The 18,927-nt window shown below is 63.4% G+C and carries 21 protein-coding genes; 6 read left to right on the forward strand and 15 right to left on the reverse strand.

Going from position 1 to position 18,927, the window contains the following annotated elements:
• Positions 1–72: 72 nt before the first annotated feature.
• Positions 73–918, reverse strand: coding sequence for a MurR/RpiR family transcriptional regulator (locus tag P9217_RS10150; RefSeq protein ID WP_067323921.1), 846 nt, complete (start codon positions 916–918; stop codon positions 73–75).
• Positions 919–1,076: 158 nt separating this feature from the next.
• On the opposite strand from P9217_RS10150, the gene P9217_RS10155 reads away from it, so the two are divergent.
• Positions 1,077–2,186, forward strand: coding sequence for a Gfo/Idh/MocA family oxidoreductase (locus P9217_RS10155; protein WP_067323919.1), 1,110 nt, complete (start codon positions 1,077–1,079; stop codon positions 2,184–2,186).
• A gap of 12 nt (positions 2,187–2,198) precedes the next feature.
• Here the strand turns inward: P9217_RS10155 and P9217_RS10160 are convergent, their stop codons facing one another.
• Positions 2,199–2,900, reverse strand: coding sequence for a YafY family protein (locus P9217_RS10160; protein ID WP_067323916.1), 702 nt, complete (start codon positions 2,898–2,900; stop codon positions 2,199–2,201).
• Positions 2,901–3,027: 127 nt separating this feature from the next.
• Between P9217_RS10160 and P9217_RS10165 the strand changes: the two genes are divergently transcribed.
• Entirely contained in the window at positions 3,028–3,663 is a 636-nt protein-coding gene (locus P9217_RS10165) for a LysE family translocator (RefSeq protein WP_278086077.1), read from the forward strand.
• Positions 3,664–3,684: 21 nt separating this feature from the next.
• Here the strand turns inward: P9217_RS10165 and P9217_RS10170 are convergent, their stop codons facing one another.
• The 10 genes from P9217_RS10170 to P9217_RS10215 all read right to left on the reverse strand — a co-directional run bounded on the left by P9217_RS10170 (position 3,685) and on the right by P9217_RS10215 (position 12,177).
• Positions 3,685–4,776, reverse strand: a complete 1,092-nt coding sequence (locus P9217_RS10170; RefSeq protein WP_127240036.1) for a 3-deoxy-7-phosphoheptulonate synthase — start codon at positions 4,774–4,776, stop codon at positions 3,685–3,687.
• Between the two features lie 87 nt (positions 4,777–4,863).
• Complete coding sequence (locus tag P9217_RS10175) at positions 4,864–5,046, reverse strand: hypothetical protein (RefSeq protein WP_127240037.1); 183 nt, start codon at positions 5,044–5,046, stop codon at positions 4,864–4,866.
• Positions 5,047–5,061: 15 nt separating this feature from the next.
• On the reverse strand, positions 5,062–5,484 hold the full coding sequence (locus P9217_RS10180; protein ID WP_127240038.1) for a type II toxin-antitoxin system VapC family toxin: 423 nt from the start codon (positions 5,482–5,484) through the stop codon (positions 5,062–5,064).
• On the reverse strand, positions 5,481–5,747 hold the full coding sequence (locus P9217_RS10185; protein WP_067323907.1) for a type II toxin-antitoxin system Phd/YefM family antitoxin: 267 nt from the start codon (positions 5,745–5,747) through the stop codon (positions 5,481–5,483). Before P9217_RS10185 ends, P9217_RS10180 begins: the two co-directional genes overlap by 4 nt.
• Before the next feature lie 154 nt (positions 5,748–5,901).
• On the reverse strand, positions 5,902–6,696 hold the full coding sequence (locus P9217_RS10190) for an SDR family oxidoreductase (RefSeq protein ID WP_095825527.1): 795 nt from the start codon (positions 6,694–6,696) through the stop codon (positions 5,902–5,904).
• A 32-nt stretch (positions 6,697–6,728) separates the two neighbouring features.
• Complete coding sequence (iolG, locus tag P9217_RS10195; protein WP_067002875.1) at positions 6,729–7,721, reverse strand: inositol 2-dehydrogenase; 993 nt, start codon at positions 7,719–7,721, stop codon at positions 6,729–6,731.
• Between the two features lie 83 nt (positions 7,722–7,804).
• Positions 7,805–8,575 (reverse strand): ATP-binding cassette domain-containing protein, encoded by a 771-nt coding sequence (locus tag P9217_RS10200; protein ID WP_067003269.1) that lies wholly within the window; start codon positions 8,573–8,575, stop codon positions 7,805–7,807.
• A gap of 2 nt (positions 8,576–8,577) precedes the next feature.
• Positions 8,578–9,654, reverse strand: a complete 1,077-nt coding sequence (locus tag P9217_RS10205) for an ABC transporter permease (RefSeq protein WP_067323903.1) — start codon at positions 9,652–9,654, stop codon at positions 8,578–8,580.
• A gap of 180 nt (positions 9,655–9,834) precedes the next feature.
• Positions 9,835–10,776 carry a sugar ABC transporter substrate-binding protein gene (locus tag P9217_RS10210; RefSeq protein ID WP_067323901.1) on the reverse strand — a complete coding sequence of 314 codons (942 nt, stop codon included), beginning with the start codon at positions 10,774–10,776 and terminating at the stop codon, positions 9,835–9,837.
• Positions 10,777–11,145: 369 nt separating this feature from the next.
• On the reverse strand, positions 11,146–12,177 hold the full coding sequence (locus P9217_RS10215; RefSeq protein WP_127241363.1) for a LacI family DNA-binding transcriptional regulator: 1,032 nt from the start codon (positions 12,175–12,177) through the stop codon (positions 11,146–11,148).
• Between the two features lie 176 nt (positions 12,178–12,353).
• Between P9217_RS10215 and P9217_RS10220 the strand changes: the two genes are divergently transcribed.
• The 4 genes from P9217_RS10220 to P9217_RS10235 are packed head-to-tail and all read left to right on the forward strand — an operon-like array spanning position 12,354 to position 15,902.
• Positions 12,354–13,460, forward strand: a complete 1,107-nt coding sequence (locus P9217_RS10220) for a fatty acid desaturase family protein (RefSeq protein ID WP_127241364.1) — start codon at positions 12,354–12,356, stop codon at positions 13,458–13,460.
• A 46-nt stretch (positions 13,461–13,506) separates the two neighbouring features.
• Positions 13,507–13,821: a MocE family 2Fe-2S type ferredoxin gene (locus P9217_RS10225; RefSeq protein WP_067002880.1), complete on the forward strand. Its 315-nt coding sequence runs from the start codon at positions 13,507–13,509 to the stop codon at positions 13,819–13,821.
• A 16-nt stretch (positions 13,822–13,837) separates the two neighbouring features.
• Positions 13,838–15,055, forward strand: coding sequence for an FAD-dependent oxidoreductase (locus P9217_RS10230; RefSeq protein ID WP_245322441.1), 1,218 nt, complete (start codon positions 13,838–13,840; stop codon positions 15,053–15,055).
• A 37-nt stretch (positions 15,056–15,092) separates the two neighbouring features.
• Complete coding sequence (locus P9217_RS10235; protein WP_067323895.1) at positions 15,093–15,902, forward strand: 3-methyl-2-oxobutanoate hydroxymethyltransferase; 810 nt, start codon at positions 15,093–15,095, stop codon at positions 15,900–15,902.
• Between the two features lie 18 nt (positions 15,903–15,920).
• Here P9217_RS10235 and P9217_RS10240 read toward each other — a convergent pair whose 3' ends face one another.
• The 3 genes from P9217_RS10240 to P9217_RS10250 all read right to left on the reverse strand — a co-directional run bounded on the left by P9217_RS10240 (position 15,921) and on the right by P9217_RS10250 (position 18,925).
• Entirely contained in the window at positions 15,921–16,880 is a 960-nt protein-coding gene (locus tag P9217_RS10240; protein ID WP_278086076.1) for a DUF1402 family protein, read from the reverse strand.
• A gap of 129 nt (positions 16,881–17,009) precedes the next feature.
• Positions 17,010–18,320: an ATP-dependent protease ATPase subunit HslU gene (hslU, locus tag P9217_RS10245; RefSeq protein WP_067323891.1), complete on the reverse strand. Its 1,311-nt coding sequence runs from the start codon at positions 18,318–18,320 to the stop codon at positions 17,010–17,012.
• A 5-nt stretch (positions 18,321–18,325) separates the two neighbouring features.
• Positions 18,326–18,925, reverse strand: coding sequence for a DUF2585 domain-containing protein (locus P9217_RS10250; RefSeq protein WP_067002893.1), 600 nt, complete (start codon positions 18,923–18,925; stop codon positions 18,326–18,328).
• Positions 18,926–18,927 lie beyond the last annotated feature (2 nt).

Genomic DNA, 18,927 nt, shown 5'->3' on the forward strand with positions numbered 1-18,927 from the left:
AAATAATAATTCCAATCCATAGTCAATATGGAATGAGTGTTCCCTGATGGAAAAACGCCCGTTCGGGGCCGCTCAGGCCTTGCGCTTGCGGCCGGCGTCGCGCCGCTTTTCGCCGACGGCAACGGTCAGCGCCATGGCAAGCGCCATCGTCGCCGACAAAGAGCGGAAGCCGCCGAAATCGGATTCGGCCACCTCGAACCAGACCTTGGCGAATTGGGCGAGCGGCGAGAACGAGCTGTCGGTGATGGCGACGATGGGCACGCCCTGCTCGGCGATCGAGCGCGTCTCCTCGATGGTCGCAGGCGCGTAAGGCGAGAAGCTGATGGCGATGACGGCGTCGCGCGGCGTGGCGAAGCCGATCATCTCGGCGTTCAAGCCCGCGGCCGACTCGATCAGTTGGTTGCGGATCTTGAGCTTGCCAAGCGCGTAGGCGATGTAGGAGGCGACCGGATAGGAGCGGCGCTTGGCCAGCACATAGATTGTCTCGGCCTTTGCCAGCAGCGTGATCGCCTGTTCGAAATGCGCATCGTTCAGCGCGCGCGAAATGTCGCTGAGCGAGGTGCTGGCGGCAGCCACGAAGCCGTCGAAGATCGCCCGGTGTCCAGCGCCTTCCTCGGCCTTGGCGCGCAGTGCCGCCAACCGCTCGTCATAGGAGGAATTGCGTTCGCGCAGCCGCTCGCGAAACACCTGCTGCAGGCTAGTGAAACCATCGAAGCCGAGCTGCTGGGCGAAGCGGATCAACGTCGAGGGCTGGACGCCGGCGGAAGCCGCGATACTCGCCGCCGTGCCGAAGGCGATGTCGTCGGGATTGTCCAGCGCATAGGCGGCGATCTGCGCGATGCGCTTGGGCAGACTGGTGCGCCGCTCCAGGATCGTCGTGCGCAAGGTCTCGAAATCGCGAGGCACCCGTCCGTCCATCGTCGCTCCGCCCACGGCCATGCTGGTGTTCCCTCTCCTGCCTCATCATAGCGGTTTCGCGCAAGAACACCATAAAAAATGATTTGGACGTTCCATTCTCGGCTGAAATGGATTAATTCATCCATGCGAATTCTTCCCCTTCAGCGGAGACAATCGACATGGTCGGAGTGGGCCTCATCGGCACGGGCTTCATGGGCAAGTGCCACGCCATTGCCTGGAACGCGGTCGGCACCGTCTTTCCCGATGTCGAGAAGGCGAGGCTGGTGCATCTGGGTGAGGTCAATGACGAGCTTGCAAAGCGCAAAGCGGCCGAGTTCGGCTTCACTCGAGGCTCGGGCGACTGGCGTGCCGTCGTCAACGATCCGGAGGTCGATGTCGTGTCGCTGACCACGCCCAACCAGTTCCATCCGGAAATGGCGATCGCCATCCTCGAAGCCGGCAAGCACCTGTGGTGCGAGAAGCCGATGGCACCGAGTTTTGCCGAGGCCGAGGCGATGGCGAAGGCAGCGACCAAATCCGGCAAGGCTGCCGTGCTCGGCTACAACTACATTCAGAACCCGGCCATCCGCCACATCGGCGCGCTGCTTGAGGAAAAGATCATCGGCGATGTCAATCTCGTGCGCATCGAGATGGACGAGGATTTCATGGCCGATCCCGAGGCGCTGTTCTTCTGGAAGCATGAGGCGGCTTCCGGTTATGGCGCGCTCGACGATTTCGCGGTGCATCCGCTGTCGCTGATCAAAGTGCTGTTCGGCCGCGTCGCTCGCGTCATGTGCGACATGGCGAAACCCTATGCCGACCGGCGCGTCGCCTCCGGCGGCCGCCGTGCGGTCGAGACCTACGATATCGCCAGTGTTCTGATGCATCTGGAGAACGGTGTCGCCGGTACGCTGCTGGTCAACCGCTCGGCCTGGGGCCGCAAGGGCCGTATCGCCCTCCAGATCTTCGGCTCGAAAGGCTCGATCCTCTACGACCAGGAGCGAATGAACGAGTTCCAACTTTATCTGACCGCCGACCGGCCGACCGAGCAGGGCTACCGCACGATCCTGCTGGCGCCGCACCACAAGCCCTACGATTCCTTCGTGCCGGCGCCCGGCCACGGCCTCGGCTTCAACGACCTTAAGATCATCGAATGCCGCGAGCTTTTGATGCGGATCGCCGGCAAGCCGGCGCGGACCATCGACTTCGACGAGGGGCTGGAGATCGAGCGGACCGTGCATGCGATGGCGCGTTCGTTCCAGGAACAGCGCTGGGTGGATGTGAGGTGAGCTGGCTCCCCTTCAGGTGCCGGCGGCGGCTGCTGCATTGATCTCCCAGCCGTCCACCCAAACCTGCCGCAGTTGATCGCCTTCGCCTTTGAACCATAGGCCGGTCGGCTGGCAATCCTCGATGCGGTCGCTGCGGAAATTGCGGATGGCCTGGCGCAGTTCGCACCAAGCGACGATGTTGGCGGTCTCGGCGTAGTAGATCAGCGCGATCGGACGGACGATACGCTGTGTGTCGCGGCCGGCTTCGTCGCGGTAGGCAAGGTCGAGCTTCTCCTCGTCGCGGATGGCGCGGCGCACCAGAGCCAGATCGACCGCCGCGGCCGCAGGCGCAAAACCCCAGGCATGAAGTGCGTTGGCGTCGAGCGTCTGGCGCAAGGGCGGCGGCACCGCGCCGGAGATCTTGGCGCCGACGCGCTTTGCCGCCTGCTTGAGCTCGTCATCGCCGGTGCGTTCCAGCAGCGCCAGCGACAGCACGATCGCCTCCATCTCCTCGATCGAAAACATCAGCGGCGGCAGGTCGAAGCCGGGGCGCAGGATATAGCCGATGCCGCGCCCGCCCTCGATCGGCACGCGCATCGCCTGCAGGGCTGCGATGTCGCGATAGACGGAGCGCACCGTCACTTCCAGTTGCTCGGCAATCGTCGCCGCGGTCACCGGCTTCTTGGCCAGCCGCAGGATCTGGATAATTTCGAACAGACGCGAGGCCTTGCGCATTTTTCCACTCGATCGTAACGCAACTGACACACCCCCGTCAGTTGGGACGACCTATAGGGCCGCGCATCGGTTTGAAAATCAACAGATTCCTCAGCGTCCTTGGCGGGCGCTGCGACAGGCAACTGACATGAGTTACACGGAAAATCTCTGGCTATTCTTCATCCTGCTGTTCGGCATCATCGCCGTTCCAGGCATGGACATGCTGTTCGTGCTGGCCAATGCGCTGACCGGGGGGCGCGACAGGGGGCTGGCGGCGACCGGCGGCATTATGCTCGGCGGCGTAGTGCATACGTTGAACGGGGCGATCGGCGTCGGGCTGCTGATTCATTTCGTGCCGGTCCTGTTCAAACCGCTGCTGATCGCCGGCGCCGCTTACATGGCCTATATCGGAATTTCGCTGATGCGCAGCTCGATCACCGTCAGCGATGACGGGCCCGCCGGCAGCCGCTCCGCCTGGAAAGCCTTTCGCCAGGGATTGATCACCTGCCTGATCAACCCCAAGGCCTATCTGTTTATCCTTGCCGTCTATCCGCAGTTCCTGAAGCCGGTTTACGGTCCGATCTGGATGCAGGCGACCATCATGGGACTGCTGACTGTCGTCACACAAGCAGGAATCTACGGCGGCCTCGCCATCACCGCCGGGCGCAGCCGGGCGCTTCTGGTCGGCAATCCGCGGGCAACGGTCATTGCCGGCCGTGCGGCCGGGCTGCTTCTATTCGCGGTCTCGGTATTCACCGCATGGGAGGGGCTGGGGGCCGCGTGAACGCCGCCCTCGCCAGGGTTGTCAGGCGGCGCCCTGACGGGTGGCGAGCAGTTCGCGCTTCACCGACCGGCGCCACTCGACGGCGCCGGCAAGTCCGTGCAGCACCGTTTCGGTGGTCGCCCAATCGATGCAGCCGTCGGTGATGCTCTGGCCGTAGGTGAGCTGCTTGCTGGGCACGACGTCCTGACGGCCGGCGACGAGATTGCTCTCGATCATGACTCCGATGATGCGCTCGTCGCCCGCTGCGACCTGGCCCGCCACGTCGTGCGCGACTTTCGGCTGGTTCTCCGGCTTCTTGCCGCTGTTGGCGTGGCTGACATCGATCATCAGGCGCGGCGCGATGCCGATGCGGCCGAGCTCCGCGGCGGCCGCGTCGACGCTTGCCGTGTCGTAGTTCGGCGCTACGCCGCCACGCAGAATGACATGGCAGTCTTCGTTGCCGGTCGTCGCCGCGATCGCGCTGCGGCCGCCCTTGGTCACCGCCATGAAATGATGCGGCTGCGCAGCGGACTTCACCGCCTCGCCGGCGATTCTCAGATTGCCGTCGGTGCCGTTCTTGAAGCCGACCGGGCAAGAGAGGCCCGACGCCAGCTCGCGGTGGATCTGGCTTTCGGTCGTGCGCGCGCCGATGGCGCCCCAGGCGACGAGGTCGGCGATGTATTGCGGCGTCGTCATGTCGAGGAATTCGGTCGCCGCCGGCAGGCCGAGATTGTTGACGGCGGAAAGCACGTTGCGCGCCATCCGCAAGCCTTTGTCGATGTTGAAGCTGCCGTCGAGGTCGGGATCGTTGATCAGGCCCTTCCAGCCAACCGTGGTGCGCGGCTTCTCGAAATAGACGCGCATGACGATCTCGAGCCGGTCGGCCAGGGCCTCGCGCAGCGCCGCCAGACGGCTGGCGTAGTCCACGGCGGCGACCGGATCGTGGATGGAACAAGGGCCGACGATGACGACCAGTCGATCGTCGGCCCCGGTCAGGATGGAATGGATGGCGTTGCGTGACGCAGCAACGGTGCGCGTCGCCGTGAGCGAGCGCGGTATCTCGCGCATCACGTCGTCCGGCGTGCTCAGGACTTTGAGTTCCTTGACCCGTAGGTCGTCTGTGGTGGTCAACACGGCTTTCTGCTCCTGGTTAGGAGACCTGCCGGCTGAAACGAAAAAGCCGCCAGGTCTGGCGGCTTTTCGGATTAGATGCTGCAATCTTCAGATCGAGCGCAATCCTCCCGCCGCCAGCGAGCTACCGTAGCTAAAGTACCAAAACGAGGCGGTCAGGTGGATCATGCGGCTCATATAGTCGATGCCGAGGCGCTTGTCACGTCCCCATGAAGCTAAGCATTTGCTTGGTTTGCGCCGTGCTCCGTGGCCTCGGGAAAAATAGAGCATCATGCAGCGGTTCACGGTTCATGCAGACCATGGATCGAAAAGTTCGATTGCAAAGCCTTCGAAATCCTTCGAATTACGCGTTGCCAAGGTGAGCTGCTTCGCAATCGCGGTGGCGGCGATCAGACCGTCCATCGACGACAGACCGCGACCGCGGCGCTTGGCAATGCCCATCAGGTCGCCCCAGGCCAAGGCAACGGCTTCGTCCACCGGCAAAACCCTTTGCTCGAAGCGCTGCGGCAAATCTCGAGCGAGCCATTCGGCCAGTGCCTCTCGTTTGCGGCCCTCATCCATGAGGGAAACGCCGCGCCGGATCTCGGCGATCGACACGACGCTGATGAATGATCGATCCTCATCAAGCCCGTCCAGCCACTTTAGAACGCCTACATCCGGCGCCGGCCTCGTCACCTCTGACAGGACATTGGTATCGAGCAGAAGCCTCAAAGCGGCTGATCACGCGGTTCGTCGGGTTGACGCTCAAGGTCGAGATCGGCGCCGCGCAGCGGCGACTCCAGGAGGAACTCAGCAAGCGTTCCTTTGCGGGCGGTCTTCCGCCGCCATTCCTCTGCGGACACGACGACAACGCTTGGTTTGCCGTTACGGGTGATCGTCTGAGGCGAAGATTGCGCCCGATCTATTACCTCCGAGAGCCGGGCCTTTGCCCCAGCGACCGTCCAGCTCGTATCTTCTTTCGGTCCGGGCAGCATCTCAATCTCATGACTCTCTGACCATCTTGACTATACCGGAATAGCGATGCTGCGGCAACAGGGGCTCTCAGGGGCCGCGTACCTTTGGGCGCACGAGGCTGATCACATCTCCACCCACAGCTGGCCGGCTTCTGGCGTAAGGCTACTCGTGTCACTACTCCCCGATCACGCCAGCTATGTTTTGATCATAATCAACCAGCGAGCCGGTCATGACGCCGGCCTGCGGGCTGAGCATATAGGTGATCAGCCGGGCAAGCTGCGCCGGCTTGACCAACTGGCCCATCGGCTGCGCGGCCTCGGCCTTTTCCAGCCAGTCGTCCGGCGCATCGTGCCACTTCTTCTGCACGATCGCCTCGCCCTCGGTATCCATCCAGCCGGGCAGCACCGCGTTGCAGCGGATGCGGTTTTTCCGGTAGGAGCTGGCGACATTCTTGGTCAGCGTCATCAGCGCGCCCTTGCTGGTCGAATAGGGCGTCAGGAAGGACTGGCCGGCATGCGCCGACATCGACAGCACGTTGACGATCGAGCCCGGCGCCCTGCGCTCCAGGAGATGCGCGACGAGGCCTTGCATCAGGAAAAAGGGGCCGCGCACATTGGTGTCGAAGATCTGGTCGAAAAGCTCTTCCGATGTCTCGACCAACGAGCCGCGGGCCGAAGTGGCGGCGGCGTTGACCAGCGCGTTCAAAGTGCCGAAATGCGCGAGCGCCGTTGCGACGGCGCGCTTGCAGTCGGCGACCTTGGCGACATCGGCGCTGATGAAGATGGCATCGACACCGTTCTTCTTGAGCGCTGCGACCGCCTTGTCACCTTTGTCCTGCGAGCGGCCGACCAGCGCCAGCGCGCGGCAACCCTCGTCGGCCAAGGCTTCCGCCACGGCGAAGCCGATGCCCTGCGCGCCGCCGGTGACGATGGCGCGCGTTTCTGAATTGCGACCGGCTAGACCGTTCATCGCTCTGGCTCCTGTAATCGAGTTTCAAACCTTCAGGCGACGCGGACGGTCTTGCCTGTCTTGGCAGACTCCAAGGCGGCATCAGCCAGCTTCAAGGCGACCAGCCCGTCCTTGCCGCTCGGCGCCGCCTTCTTGCCGGCAGTCGCGGCGGCGATGAAGGAAGCGATCTCGTTGGCGTAGGCGTCGATGTAGCGGGTCATGAAGAAATCGTGCAGCGGCGGGCGCGTGTAGCCCTTGTCGTTGGCGAGTTCGATCGACACCGGCCGCTGATTCTCGGCCGCAACCATGCCCTTCGAGCCGTGCGCCTCGATGCGCTGGTCGTAGCCATAGGTCGCGCGGCGCGAGTTGGAGATGACGGCCTGCTTGCCGGACGCGGTTTCCAGAATGACGCTGACGGAGTCGAAATCGCCCGCTTCGCCGATCTTCTTGTCGACCAGCACCGAGGCGTGCGCGCTGACGGCAACCGGCTCTTCGCCGAGCAGGAAGCGCGCCATGTCGAAATCATGGATGGTCATGTCGCGAAAAATGCCGCCGGATCGCGCGATGTAGTCGAGCGGCGGCGCGCCCGGATCGCGCGAGGTGATGGTGACCATCTCGACATCGCCGATGGCGCCGTCGTCGATCGCCTTGCGGACGGCGGCGAAATGCGGGTCGAAGCGGCGGTTGAAGCCGACCATCAGCGTAGCGCCGGCCTTGTCGACCACGGCCAGGCACTGCTCGACGCGCTTGACGTCGAGGTCGATCGGCTTCTCGCAGAAGATCGCCTTGCCGGCCCTGGCGAAGCGCTCGATCAAGTCGGCGTGAGTGTCGGTCGGCGTGCAGATGATGACGGCGTCGATGTCCTTGGCCTGCTCGATGGCGTCGATGCTGCGCACCTCGGCCCCATAGGCGGAGGCAAGCTCCGTCGCCGCTTTCTCGAAGGCGTCCGCCACGGCCACCAGCTTGGCCTGCGGGTTTGAGGCTACGGCGCGGGCATGCACCTTGCCGATACGGCCGGCGCCGAGAAGAGCGAAGCGGAGAGTCATGGAATGTCCTTTGAGGGTGGCTCTAAAACGTGTCCGCGCCGGCCGGCGCGGACGATTTGGTCTGGTCCCGTCGTGGCGCCTGGTCAGGCGGCCTGAAGCTCCGCCTGCCCGGTCTTGGCGCCGGTGATGTAAGCGACGATGTCGTTGCCGTCGGTGTCCTGCTTGCGCAAATTGGCGACGATGCGGCCGCGCCGGAATACGACGATGCGGTCGACCAGGTCGAAGACCTGGCGCATGTTGTGGCTGATCAGGATCAGCGGCTCGCCGTTCTCCTTCAGCGTGCGGATGATGTTTTCGACCTGCGCCGTTTCCTGCACGCCAAGCGCTGCGGTCGGCTCGTCCATGATGATCAGCTTGGAGGCGAAGGTTGCGGTCCTGGCGATCGCCACGCATTGGCGCTGGCCGCCCGACATGTGGCGGATGGTGCTGGAAAGGTTCGGGATCTTCACCGCGGTGCGGATCAGCGCCGCCTCCGTCGCCCTGCGCATCGCCTTGCGGTCGAGAATCGAGAAGGGGCCGAGGTTGAAAAGCACCTTCTCCCGGCCGAGGAAGAGGTTCGACGGCACGTCGAGGTCGTCGGCCAGAGCCAGGTTCTGGAACACGGTCTCGATGCCGGCCTCGCGCGCCTCGATCGGGCCGGCGAAGTTCACTTCCTTGCCGTCGAACCAGATCTTGCCGTCGGTGCGCTGCTCGACGCCGGTGATCTGGCGCACGAAGGTCGACTTGCCGGCGCCGTTGTCGCCCATGATGGCGACATGCTCGCCCTTGCGCAGCTCGAAATTCGCCTCCTGCAGCGCGTGAACGCCGCCATAATGCTTGGTGAGGTTTTCGGTCTTCAGAACGATATCGGACATGGTCAAGCTCCTATCGCCCGGCGGCGCTGGCGCCATTGATCAAGAACGACTGCGCCGACAATGATCACGCCCTTGACCATCTCCTGGTAGTAGGCGTCGAGGCGCAGGAAGGTGAAGCCGGAAATGATAACGCCGAAGATCAGCGAGCCGATCACCGTGCCTATGATAGACCCGCGGCCGCCCGAGAGCGAGACGCCGCCGATGACCGCCATGGCGATGGCGTCGAGCTCGTACATCACGCCCATGCCGGCCTGGGCGGTGAGGTTCTTGGAGGAAAGCACCACCGCGGCGATCGAGGCGAGGATGCCGGCAATCACATAGACCAGCACCTTGTGGTTGGCGATCTTGATGCCGGACATGCGCGCGGCGTCCTCGTTGGAGCCAATGGCGTAACAATGCTTGCCGTATCGGGTGTAGCTCAGGACGAGCTGGAACAGGATCGCCAGTGAAATGAAGATGATGACCGGCATCAGCCCCTTGCCGATGGCCGCGAAGCTATCGGTCGGGAACGAGATCGGCTGGCCCTTCGACCACCATTTGGCGATGCCGCGCGCCGTGACCATCATGCCGAGCGTGGCGATGAACGGCGGAATGCGCGTGTAGGCGATCAGGGCGCCGTTGATCAGGCCGGCAATCAGCCCGCAGCCGATCGCGACCAGAAGCGGCACGATGACCGGCAGGTCGGTCCATCCGTAGTCAATGAACATCGCCTTCGGGTTGGGATTGCCGTTGACGGTCGCAACCTGCGCGAAACTCATGGCGATCATGGCGGTGGCGCCTACGATCGAGCCCGAGGACAGGTCGATGCCGCCGCAGATGATCACCTGCGTGACGCCGATGGCGATGATGCCGACGATCGACACCTGCAGGATGATGATCTGCAGCCGCTGCTCGTTGAAAATAGCATCGACGTTATCGCGGGTGTTGAAGAGGAAGCTGTCGCCGAGGAAGACGCGGCCGATCAGCTCGAATGCGCCGACCAGGATGACCAGCGCCAGAAACACGTTGAACTCGGCAGGCCAGGGGCGCTTCTTGGCGTCATAGCTCAGCCCGCCAATGCCATGCGATGTCTGTGACACGTCTTCTTCCTCCGAATGACCGCGCCCGCTCTCCCGCCCGGTCGGGCGGGAGAAGGAAGGGAGCGACGCTGCTCTGTCTGCAGCCGATTTCAGCCAACTCGATGCGTCGGAGCGCCGCTCCAGGGTTTGTCCTCACGCAAGTCCGTACGGAAAACTTCCTGGAATTGCGTTGGCGCGGCGTCAGTTCTTCTTCAGGAACTTGTCGATGTTCGCCGGCGTCACGAGCTGGAAGGGGATGTAGACCTTGCGCTCCACCTTCTCGCCCTTGGCGAGCTTCAGCGCCGCATCGAGCGCGCCCGCGCCTTGGCCAGCCGCATCCTGGAAGACCGTGACGTCGAGATCGCCCGCCTGCATCGCGGCCAGCGCGTCCTGGGTTGCGTCGACGCCGCCGACCACGACCGACTTCATGTCGATATTGGCGGCCTTCATCGCCTGGATGGCGCCGATGGCGCTTTCGTCATTGTTGGCGATGACGCCGTCGAACGGCTTGCCGGACGACAGCCAGTTGGTCATCAGGTTCTGCGCTTCGTCACGCTTCCAGTTCGAGGTCTGCTTGTCGATGATCTTGATGAAGTTGCAGTCGGGCGTGGCAATCACTTCATCGATATCCTTCGTGCGCTGCACCGCCGCCTGATTGGATAGCTCGCCCATGATCACATAGACATTGGCTTCCTTCTTGCCGGCTTCCTTGAACAGGCGGCAGATTTCCTTGGTCTCGAGCGTGCCGGACTCGGCCTCATTGGACGCGACGAAAGCCTGGTTGTCGGGCAGCTTGTCGACATTGACCGGCTCGCGGTTGACATAGACCAGCGGGATCTTGGCCGCGGCCGCCGCATCCGACATCGCCTGGGTGGCCGAAGTGTCGACCGGGTTGACGATGATCGCGTCGACGCCCGAAGCGGCGAAGTTCTTGATCTGGTCGAGCTGCTTGGCCACGTCGTTCTGCGCGTCCTCGACCTGCAGTTCGACGCCGTCCATGCCCTTGGCCTGGGCGATCATGCCGTTGCGCAGCACGGTCAGGAAATTGTCGTCGAAAAGAGCCATCGAAACGCCGATCTTGGCGGCGAAGGCGGACGAACACATCAGCGCCGAAAGCGCGACGCCCAAAAGCAGTTTCTTCATTTTAGTTTCTCCTCCACTTGGTGTCCGGCTGCACCGATTGAACCGGAATCCCCGATGTTACCGGGGAATCTCTCCCATGGCCCTTCCGGCGGCGTTTTCCTCGCATGATGGAACGCCTGGTCCTCTGTTTGAAACAGACGTTCCGGAACGAAAGAACCAAAATACCCAGTTGGTGAAATATTTATTCCATTTCGCTTACAGCCGTCAAGGGTGATTCGAAATGGACGTGCCGGTTTTTCGATGGAGGCAAGCGTGCAGCGCCCTCGCGGCCGGGCATGCAAACGTTCTGCGGCGGAATCCCCGGGCGATTTCACGTCGCGAAAGAATTCCATCAGCCTGATGGATCACATCATTCCGACGGAAGACGGCTTAGATGTTTTCCGGCAGATAGATGTCGAAGGGGAGAAAGGTCTGGCCGGGCGCATTGGCGGCGCCGGTCTCGATGGCATGCGCCATCAGGCCGACAAGCTCGCGGCAGAGCGCCGCCAGCGGGGTCGAGATCACCATGGTCAGGATGTTGTCGGCAAGTGCTGCGCGCGACTCCGCATTGATCTCGTTGCAGACGACCACCGGCATATGCGCCGGTCTCGCCGCCCTCAACGCCGCGACCGCGCCCTCCATGCCGCCGCCGGCGACGTAGCAGCCGGCAAGGTCGGGATGCCGAGCCAGAAGCTCGAGCATCGCATCATGCGTCACCTGGTTGGCCTCCAGGTTGACCAGCGTCTCCATCACCGTGAAATCCGGCGCATGCTCGCGAAAATAGGAGCGGAAGCCGATCTCGCGCAGCTCGTGACCATGAAAACGGTGGCTGCCGACGAAAAGGGCGACCTTGCCTGGCTTGCTGGCGGCCTTGGCGATCATCCAGGCCGCGGTGCGTCCGACCTTGCGGTTGTCGAGCCCGACATAGCCTTCACGGATGCCGGCGGCGAAGTCGGAGAGCAGCGAAAAGACCGGCTGCCCTCGCGCCTTCAGCGCCTCCACCGCCGCCGTCAGCGTCGGATGATCCGGACCGACCACGGCGATGGCCCTGGATTTCGCCGCCAGCTTGCGCATCTGGGCGGCGATCTCATCGGGCGCCAGCGAAGCGGCGAAGTCGATCGTCGCAGTGCCCCGGAAACGTTGCGATTGCGAGACCGCAAGCTCCAGCTCGCGCGCGAAATCGCCGTAGAAAACGTCATTGCCGCGCAGCAGCAGGAAGCCGAGACGATATTCGGGCAACTCCTGGCGCATGCGCTGCCTGATCAGGCCAGCGGCGTGATAGCCGATGTCGGTCGCCGCCTCGTAGACGCGACGCGCCGTCTCCTCGCGCACCGGCAGGCGATTGTTCAACACCCGGTCGACCGTGGCGACGCTGAAGCCTGAAACGCGCGCGAGATCGGTGATTGTCGGCCGCTTTGCCATGAGTGCTCCATCGCTTGCCCGACTCAGATTAGCCCAATCTGATAGAAAATGATAGAATCTATCTTTGTGACATTGAGGCTATCATGACTTGGCGCTATGGTGAAGTCGAAGCCAGCCATGGGCGAGGCGCGGCATTGCCGAGGGCCATTCGCCAGGTGCTGATGGAGGACCCCGCAATGACGGCAATCACGTCTCCGGCGCCGTCCGGACGCGACTACAGCCTGACCGGCCGCGACGCCAAGCGCGCGGTCGAGAACGGTCTTTCGGCGGCCCAGTGGTACCACACCGAGATCCCGCGCAAGCAGATGAAGGAGCTGATGCAGCGCTCCGACCAGCCCGCTATCCGAGACACCATCATCTGGCTCGGTGCGCTGTTCCTCAGTGGCGCGGGCGGCGCTTGGTTCTGGGGCAGCTGGTGGTGCGTGCCGTTCTTCTTTGTCTATGGCACGCTCTACGGTTCCTCGACCGACTCCCGCTGGCACGAATGCGGTCACGGCACGGCCTTCCGCACCCAATGGATGAACGATGCGGTCTACCAGCTCGCCTGCTTCATGATCATGCGCAATCCGGTGACCTGGCGCTGGAGCCATACACGCCACCACACCGACACCATCATCGTCGGCCGCGACCCGGAGATCGCCGTCATGCGACCGCCGGACCTTTTGCGCGTTGTGCTGAATTTTTTCGGCGTGCTCGATGCCTGGCATGCGATGACCGACATGGTGCGCAATGCCGCCGGCGTCATCAGCGCCGCAGAACAGACCTTCATCCCGGAACAGGAGCAGCCCAAGGCCATCCGCATCGCCCGTATTTGGCTCGCCATCTATGTCGCGACCATCGCGCTGGCGCTCTATCTGCATTCATGGCTGCCGCTGATGCTCGTCGGCCTGCCCCGCCTCTACGGCGCCTGGCATCACGTCATGACCGGGCTGCTGCAGCATGGCGGGCTGGCCGACAATGTCATCGACCATCGGCTGAACAGCCGCACCGTCTACATGAACCCGATCAGCCGGTTCATCTATTGGAACATGAACTACCATGTGGAGCACCACATGTTCCCGATGGTGCCCTACCACGCGCTGCCCAAGCTGCATGAGCTGATCAAGCACGATTTGCCGGCGCCGACGCCGTCGATCCTGGCCGGCTACCGCGAGATGATCCCGGCCTTCCTGCGCCAGCTGCGCAACGAGGACTACTTCCTCAAGCGCGAGCTGCCGCCGACGGCAAAGCCCTACCGGGAAGAGCTGCACAACGACAATCCGGTAGCGGCCGCGGCCGAGTGACCGGATCCGACACAACCGACAACGAAGAATTTCGCCGGAGGACGACATGAGCGACTGGGTCGAGGCCTGCGCGGCCGGAGACATCGACGAGGAGGACGTAATGCGGTTCGATCATGCCGGCCGCACCTACGCCATCTATCGCAGCCCGGAGGACGAGTATTACGCGACCGACGGCCTGTGCTCGCATGAGAAAGTGCATCTGGCCGATGGGCTGGTGATGGACGACATCATCGAGTGTCCAAAACACAATGGCCGCTTCAACTACAAGACCGGCGACGCGCGCGGGGCGCCGGTCTGCGTCAATCTCAAGACCTATCCGGTCAAGGTCGACGCCGGCAAAGTCCTCATTCAGCTTGGGTGACGGCATGGCGGGAGGAATGGTCATCATCGGCGCCGGCGAGTGCGGCGGTCGTGCCGCGCTTACCCTGCGCGACCTTGGTCATGAAGGGCCGGTGACGCTGGTCGGCGACGAGCCGCATCTGCCCTATGAACGGCCGCCGCTGTCGAAGGAGGCGATGACCAGCGAGGCGCCCCTCATCAAGGCGATCGCCAGCGACGAGCTTTTGGCCGAACACTCGATCCGCCACATCCATTCCGTTCGGGCCGTCGCTATCGACCGCGCCGCGCATCTCGTGCGCCTCTCCGACGGCTCTTCGCTTGGCTATGGCAAGCTGCTGCTCGCGACCGGGTCCGTGCCGCGCAAGCTGCCGATGCCTGGTCTGGGCGGCCGCTGCGTTTATCTCAGGACCTTCAACGACGCGCTCGCGATCCGCGCCCATCTCAAGCCGGAGAACCGCGTCGCCATCATCGGCGGCGGTTTCATCGGCCTCGAGCTTGCCGCTTCGGCGCGCAAGCTAGGCGCAACGGTCACAGTGCTCGAGGCGCAGCCGCGCATCCTGATGCGCGGCGTGCCGGCCGAGATCGCGGAAATCATTCATAAGGCGCATCAGGCCGAAGGCGTGAAGGTGCTTACCGGCCAAGGCATCACGGCGATTGCCGATGACGGCACGCAAGTTCGCATCACGCTTGCCGACAGGCAGGACATCGTCGCCGATCTTGCCGTGATCGGCATCGGCGCGGTGCCGGTGACGGCGCTCGCTGCCGAAGCAGGACTTGCGATCGACAATGGTATCGCCGTCGATGAGAACCTTTGCACCGCGGATCCGGATGTTTTTGCCGCCGGCGACTGCTGCTCGTTCCCGCTCGCCGTCTATGGCGGCCGGCGCGTGCGGCTGGAAGCCTGGCGCAACGCGCAGGAGCAGGGCGCGCTCGCCGCGAAGAACATGCTGGGCGCCAACGAGGCGCATGCCGCGGTGCCGTGGTTCTGGTCGGATCAATATGGGCTCACGCTGCAGATCGCCGGGCTTTCGGACGAAGGCCGCTCGACCGTACGGCGCGACCTCTACGACGGCGCCTTCATTCTGTTCCACCTGGCCGAGGACGGCAGGCTGGTCGCCGCCAGCGGCATCGGGCCCGGCAATGCGGTGGCGCGCGACATACGGTTGGCCGAGATGCTGATCGCGAAGCGGGCGACGCCCGCGCCTGAGGCGCTCGGCTCGCAATCGGTCAAGCTGAAGTCGCTGCTGGCGGCATAGGCCCGAGTAATCGCTGGAAACGAGGGGATCCACGGACATGGCACGCAACAGACCGACCGTCGCCGATTTGCAATTGCTGAAGGGCAAGCGCCAGCTTTCGAAGCTGCGCGTTTTCTCGCTGGAGGAGGCCGAGGCCGCCGAGCGTGCCGGCATCGACATCATCTCGGTCCCCTATGATCTTATCTTCGATCCGCGTTTTCGCGACGCCGCACCCACTTGCTTTGCCATTCCCGGCGACGAACGCATCAAGCTGGGCGCAACCACCGACGAGATCCTGCGCATGGCGGTGAAGCTGCGCGCGGCCAGCGCCGACGCCATGTATTGCGCGGCCAGCCTGCAGACCATCCGCCGGCTGCGCGACGAGCATATTCCGGTCTGCGGTCACGTCGGGCTGATCCCGGCGCATGCGACCTGGACGGGCGGCTTCAAGGCGGTCGGCAAGACGGCCGAAAGTGCTGCCTTCGTCTGGAAGCAGGTCAAGGACCTTGAAGCCGCCGGCGCCTTCGCCGCCGAGATCGAAGTTGTGCCGGCCCCGGTTGCAAGCGCGATCTCGCGGCGTACATCGCTGATCATGATCTCGATGGGCGCCGGCGCGGGCTGCGATGCGCAATATCTGTTCTCCGAAGACGTGCTCGGCAGCAATCGCGGCCATTATCCGCGCCATGCCAAGCGCTACCGCGACTTCGCGGCGGAGTTCGACCGCCTGCAGAGCGAGCGCATCGCGGCCTTCCGCGAATATGCAGACGATATCCAGGCGGGCGCCTATCCAGAGCCGCGGCACATGGTCGAGGCGGATGCCGACGAAATGCGCAAGTTCGAGGCGTTTCTCGCCTCGGAAGGCTACTGAGCCACCCGGCTCAGCCGGCTAGAACAGCGTCTTCAGCTCGTCCAGCTTGTCGTTGACCAGCCAGCCGTAATAATTCTCCTCGGGCAGCTTTTCCGCTTCCCCGGCGGCGCGACGCTTCTCGTTCTCCTCCTCCAACGCATAGGCGCGCTGCTCGGGGTTGCCGACATTGTAGAGCGTGGCGGTCAGGCCCGGATTGTGCGAGATGTCGAAGCCGGCGATGCTGTTGTAGGCGTCGATCGACTTCCTGATGGTCGCAGCGACGTAAGGCAGCGTGAGGTCGGGATCCATGATGGTCTTGTAGACCGTGTTCGGATCATTGACGTCGAGCTCGGGCAGGCCGGAGACCTTGTGCACGAGATCGCTCATCTGCAGCGCCGTCAGCGGGTTGAGCTGGCCGAGTCCGAAAGTCTGGCCGGCATAGTAGGGTTGGAAGAAAGTGGCTCCGAAGCGGTCGTTGGGGAAGCTGGTCCCGCCGACGGTCTTGCCGCGGAAGGAATGGTTCCACACCTGCTCGCGGCATTCCCAGAGATCGTAGCTGTCGGTTATGCCGGCGCATTTCTGGAATTGCGGCCGCTCAACGAAATCGCTGACGTCCTCCCCTTCATAAGCAAAGGTGAGCTTGCTCGACAGGTAGGACATCGCCTTGACGTAATAGGTCTGCAGCCGATCATAGGCGTCGACATTGTAGGTGTGCTCGCCGACGATGGCGCCGACGATGTGCATCGGATCGATGTCGTAGGCGGCCGCCACTTTCCTGATCTTGCCGCGCAGCTCGGCATCGTTCTGCAAGAGCGCGTAGACCTTGCGATACTTGGCCTGGAAGCTGGTGTTGGTGGCCTGGGTGCGCCGGCTGGAAGCGCCCGGAATATCCGGCTGCACGCTGTTGCGATTGCCCGGCGGCACCATGGTCGCCGCGTCCGCCGTTGCCAGCGCCGCGGCCAATGCCAGCCCAACAAAAAGAAGTATGCGTTTCTTCATCCACCGCCGCCTTCAAGTCGGCGGCAAACTAGGTAAAGCGCGTGGGAGAGTCGAGACGAGGCAAGCTTCCGACGGGACGAAAGGTGGCCAGATGGTACCATCTGGCCACACATCGCCGGGCTTCGCCCGTTAGAGGATGAACCGCGACAGGTCGGTGTTGCGCGAGAGATCGCCGACATGCTTCTGCACGTAGTCGGCATCGATGGTGACCGCCGTGCCGTGGCGGTCCGGCGCGTCGTAGGAAATCTCGTCCAGCACCCGCTCCATCACCGTCTGCAGGCGTCTGGCGCCGATGTTCTCGACATTGGCGTTGAGGTCGACGGCAATGCCGGCGAGCGAATCGATGGCGTCGTCGGTGAAGGCCAACTCGACGCCTTCGGTCTTCATCAGCGCAATATACTGCTTGATGAGGCTGGCCTCCGTTTCGGTGAGGATGCGGACGAAATCCTGCTTCTCCAGGGCACGCAATTCGACCCGGATCGGCAAGCGGCCCTGCAGCTCCGGAAGCAGGTCCGAAGGCTTGGAGACGTGGAACGCGCCCGAGGCGATGAAAAGAATATGGTCCGTCTTGATCGGCCCGTATTTCGTCGCAACGGTGGTGCCTTCAACCAGCGGCAGCAGATCGCGCTGAACGCCTTCACGTGAGGGACCGCCCGAAATGTCGCTCCTGGCCGCGATCTTGTCGATCTCGTCGAGGAACACGATGCCGTCATTCTCCGTCGATTCCAGCGCCTGGCGAACCACCTCGTCCTGGTCGAGCAGCTTGTCGGACTCGTCATTGATCAGTAGCGCGTAGGATTCCTTCACCGTCGTCTTGCGGGTCTTGGTCTTCCTGCCGCCCATCGCCTTCGACAGCATGTCGTTGATGTTGAGCACGCCGATATTGGCGCCCGGCATGCCGGGGATCTCGAAGCCCGGCATACCGCCGGTGCCGGTGTCCGCCACCTCGATCTCGATCTCCTTGTCGTCGAGCTCACCGTCGCGCAGCCGCTTGCGGAAGCTGTCGCGCGTGGCCGGGCTCGCGGTCTTGCCGACCAAAGCTTCGAGCACGCGCTCTTCGGCATTGATGTGAGCGCGCGCCTTGACGTCCTCACGCATCTTCTCGCGCGTCAGCCCGATGGCGACCTCGACGAGATCGCGCACGATCTGCTCGACGTCGCGGCCGACATAGCCGACCTCGGTGAACTTGGTGGCCTCGACCTTGACGAAAGGCGCGCCGGCCAGCCGCGCCAGCCGGCGCGAGATCTCGGTCTTGCCGACGCCGGTCGGGCCGATCATCAGGATGTTCTTGGGCATCACCTCTTCGCGCATCTGGCCCTCCAGCTGCTGGCGGCGCCAGCGGTTGCGCAAGGCGATCGCCACGGCGCGCTTGGCGTCTTTCTGGCCGATGATGAAGCGGTCGAGTTCCGAAACGATTTCGCGGGGAGAAAAGGTGCTCATATTACTCAAATTCCACTTTGCCACTGCCTGATGGACTCGAACGGATGCAGCAGCATGATCACGTTGAGCGTCAGATTGTCCCGGATGATGTAGCCCGTGCCGAATTCGAAAATGAGCGCCAGAGCCACGATCACCCATATAGGGAGCTTTCGCGCCATCACAAATCCGAGCGCCATGAACAGCGTGTCGGACACCGAATTGATGATGCTGTCGCCGTAGTAGTTGAGGGAGATGGTGCCGGCGCGGTAGCGGTCGATGATGAAGGGGCTGTTCTCCAGGAGTTCCCAGCCGCCTTCGATGAGGACGGCGAAAGCCAGCCTCAGCCCGACGGGCGAGCGCGGGAACAGAGCCCAGGCCAGCGCATAGAACAGGAAGCCGTGGATGATGTGCGAGAAGGTGTACCAGTCGGCGATGTGCTGGGAATTCTCCGAGCTGTTCACCACACCGTGCCAGAGCTTGACGTAGCCGCAGGTGCAGATCGGCGGATGGCCCATGCCGTAGAGAATGCCGGCCTGGAAAACGACGAGAGCCAGCACCAGCAGCAGCCCCATGCGCCAGCTGTCTTCATAGGCCGACAGCGTCTTGTCTCCCCCGGATGCGGTCATTG

Source organism: Mesorhizobium sp. WSM4989 (assembly GCF_029625795.1).
Lineage (GTDB): Bacteria > Pseudomonadota > Alphaproteobacteria > Rhizobiales > Rhizobiaceae > Mesorhizobium.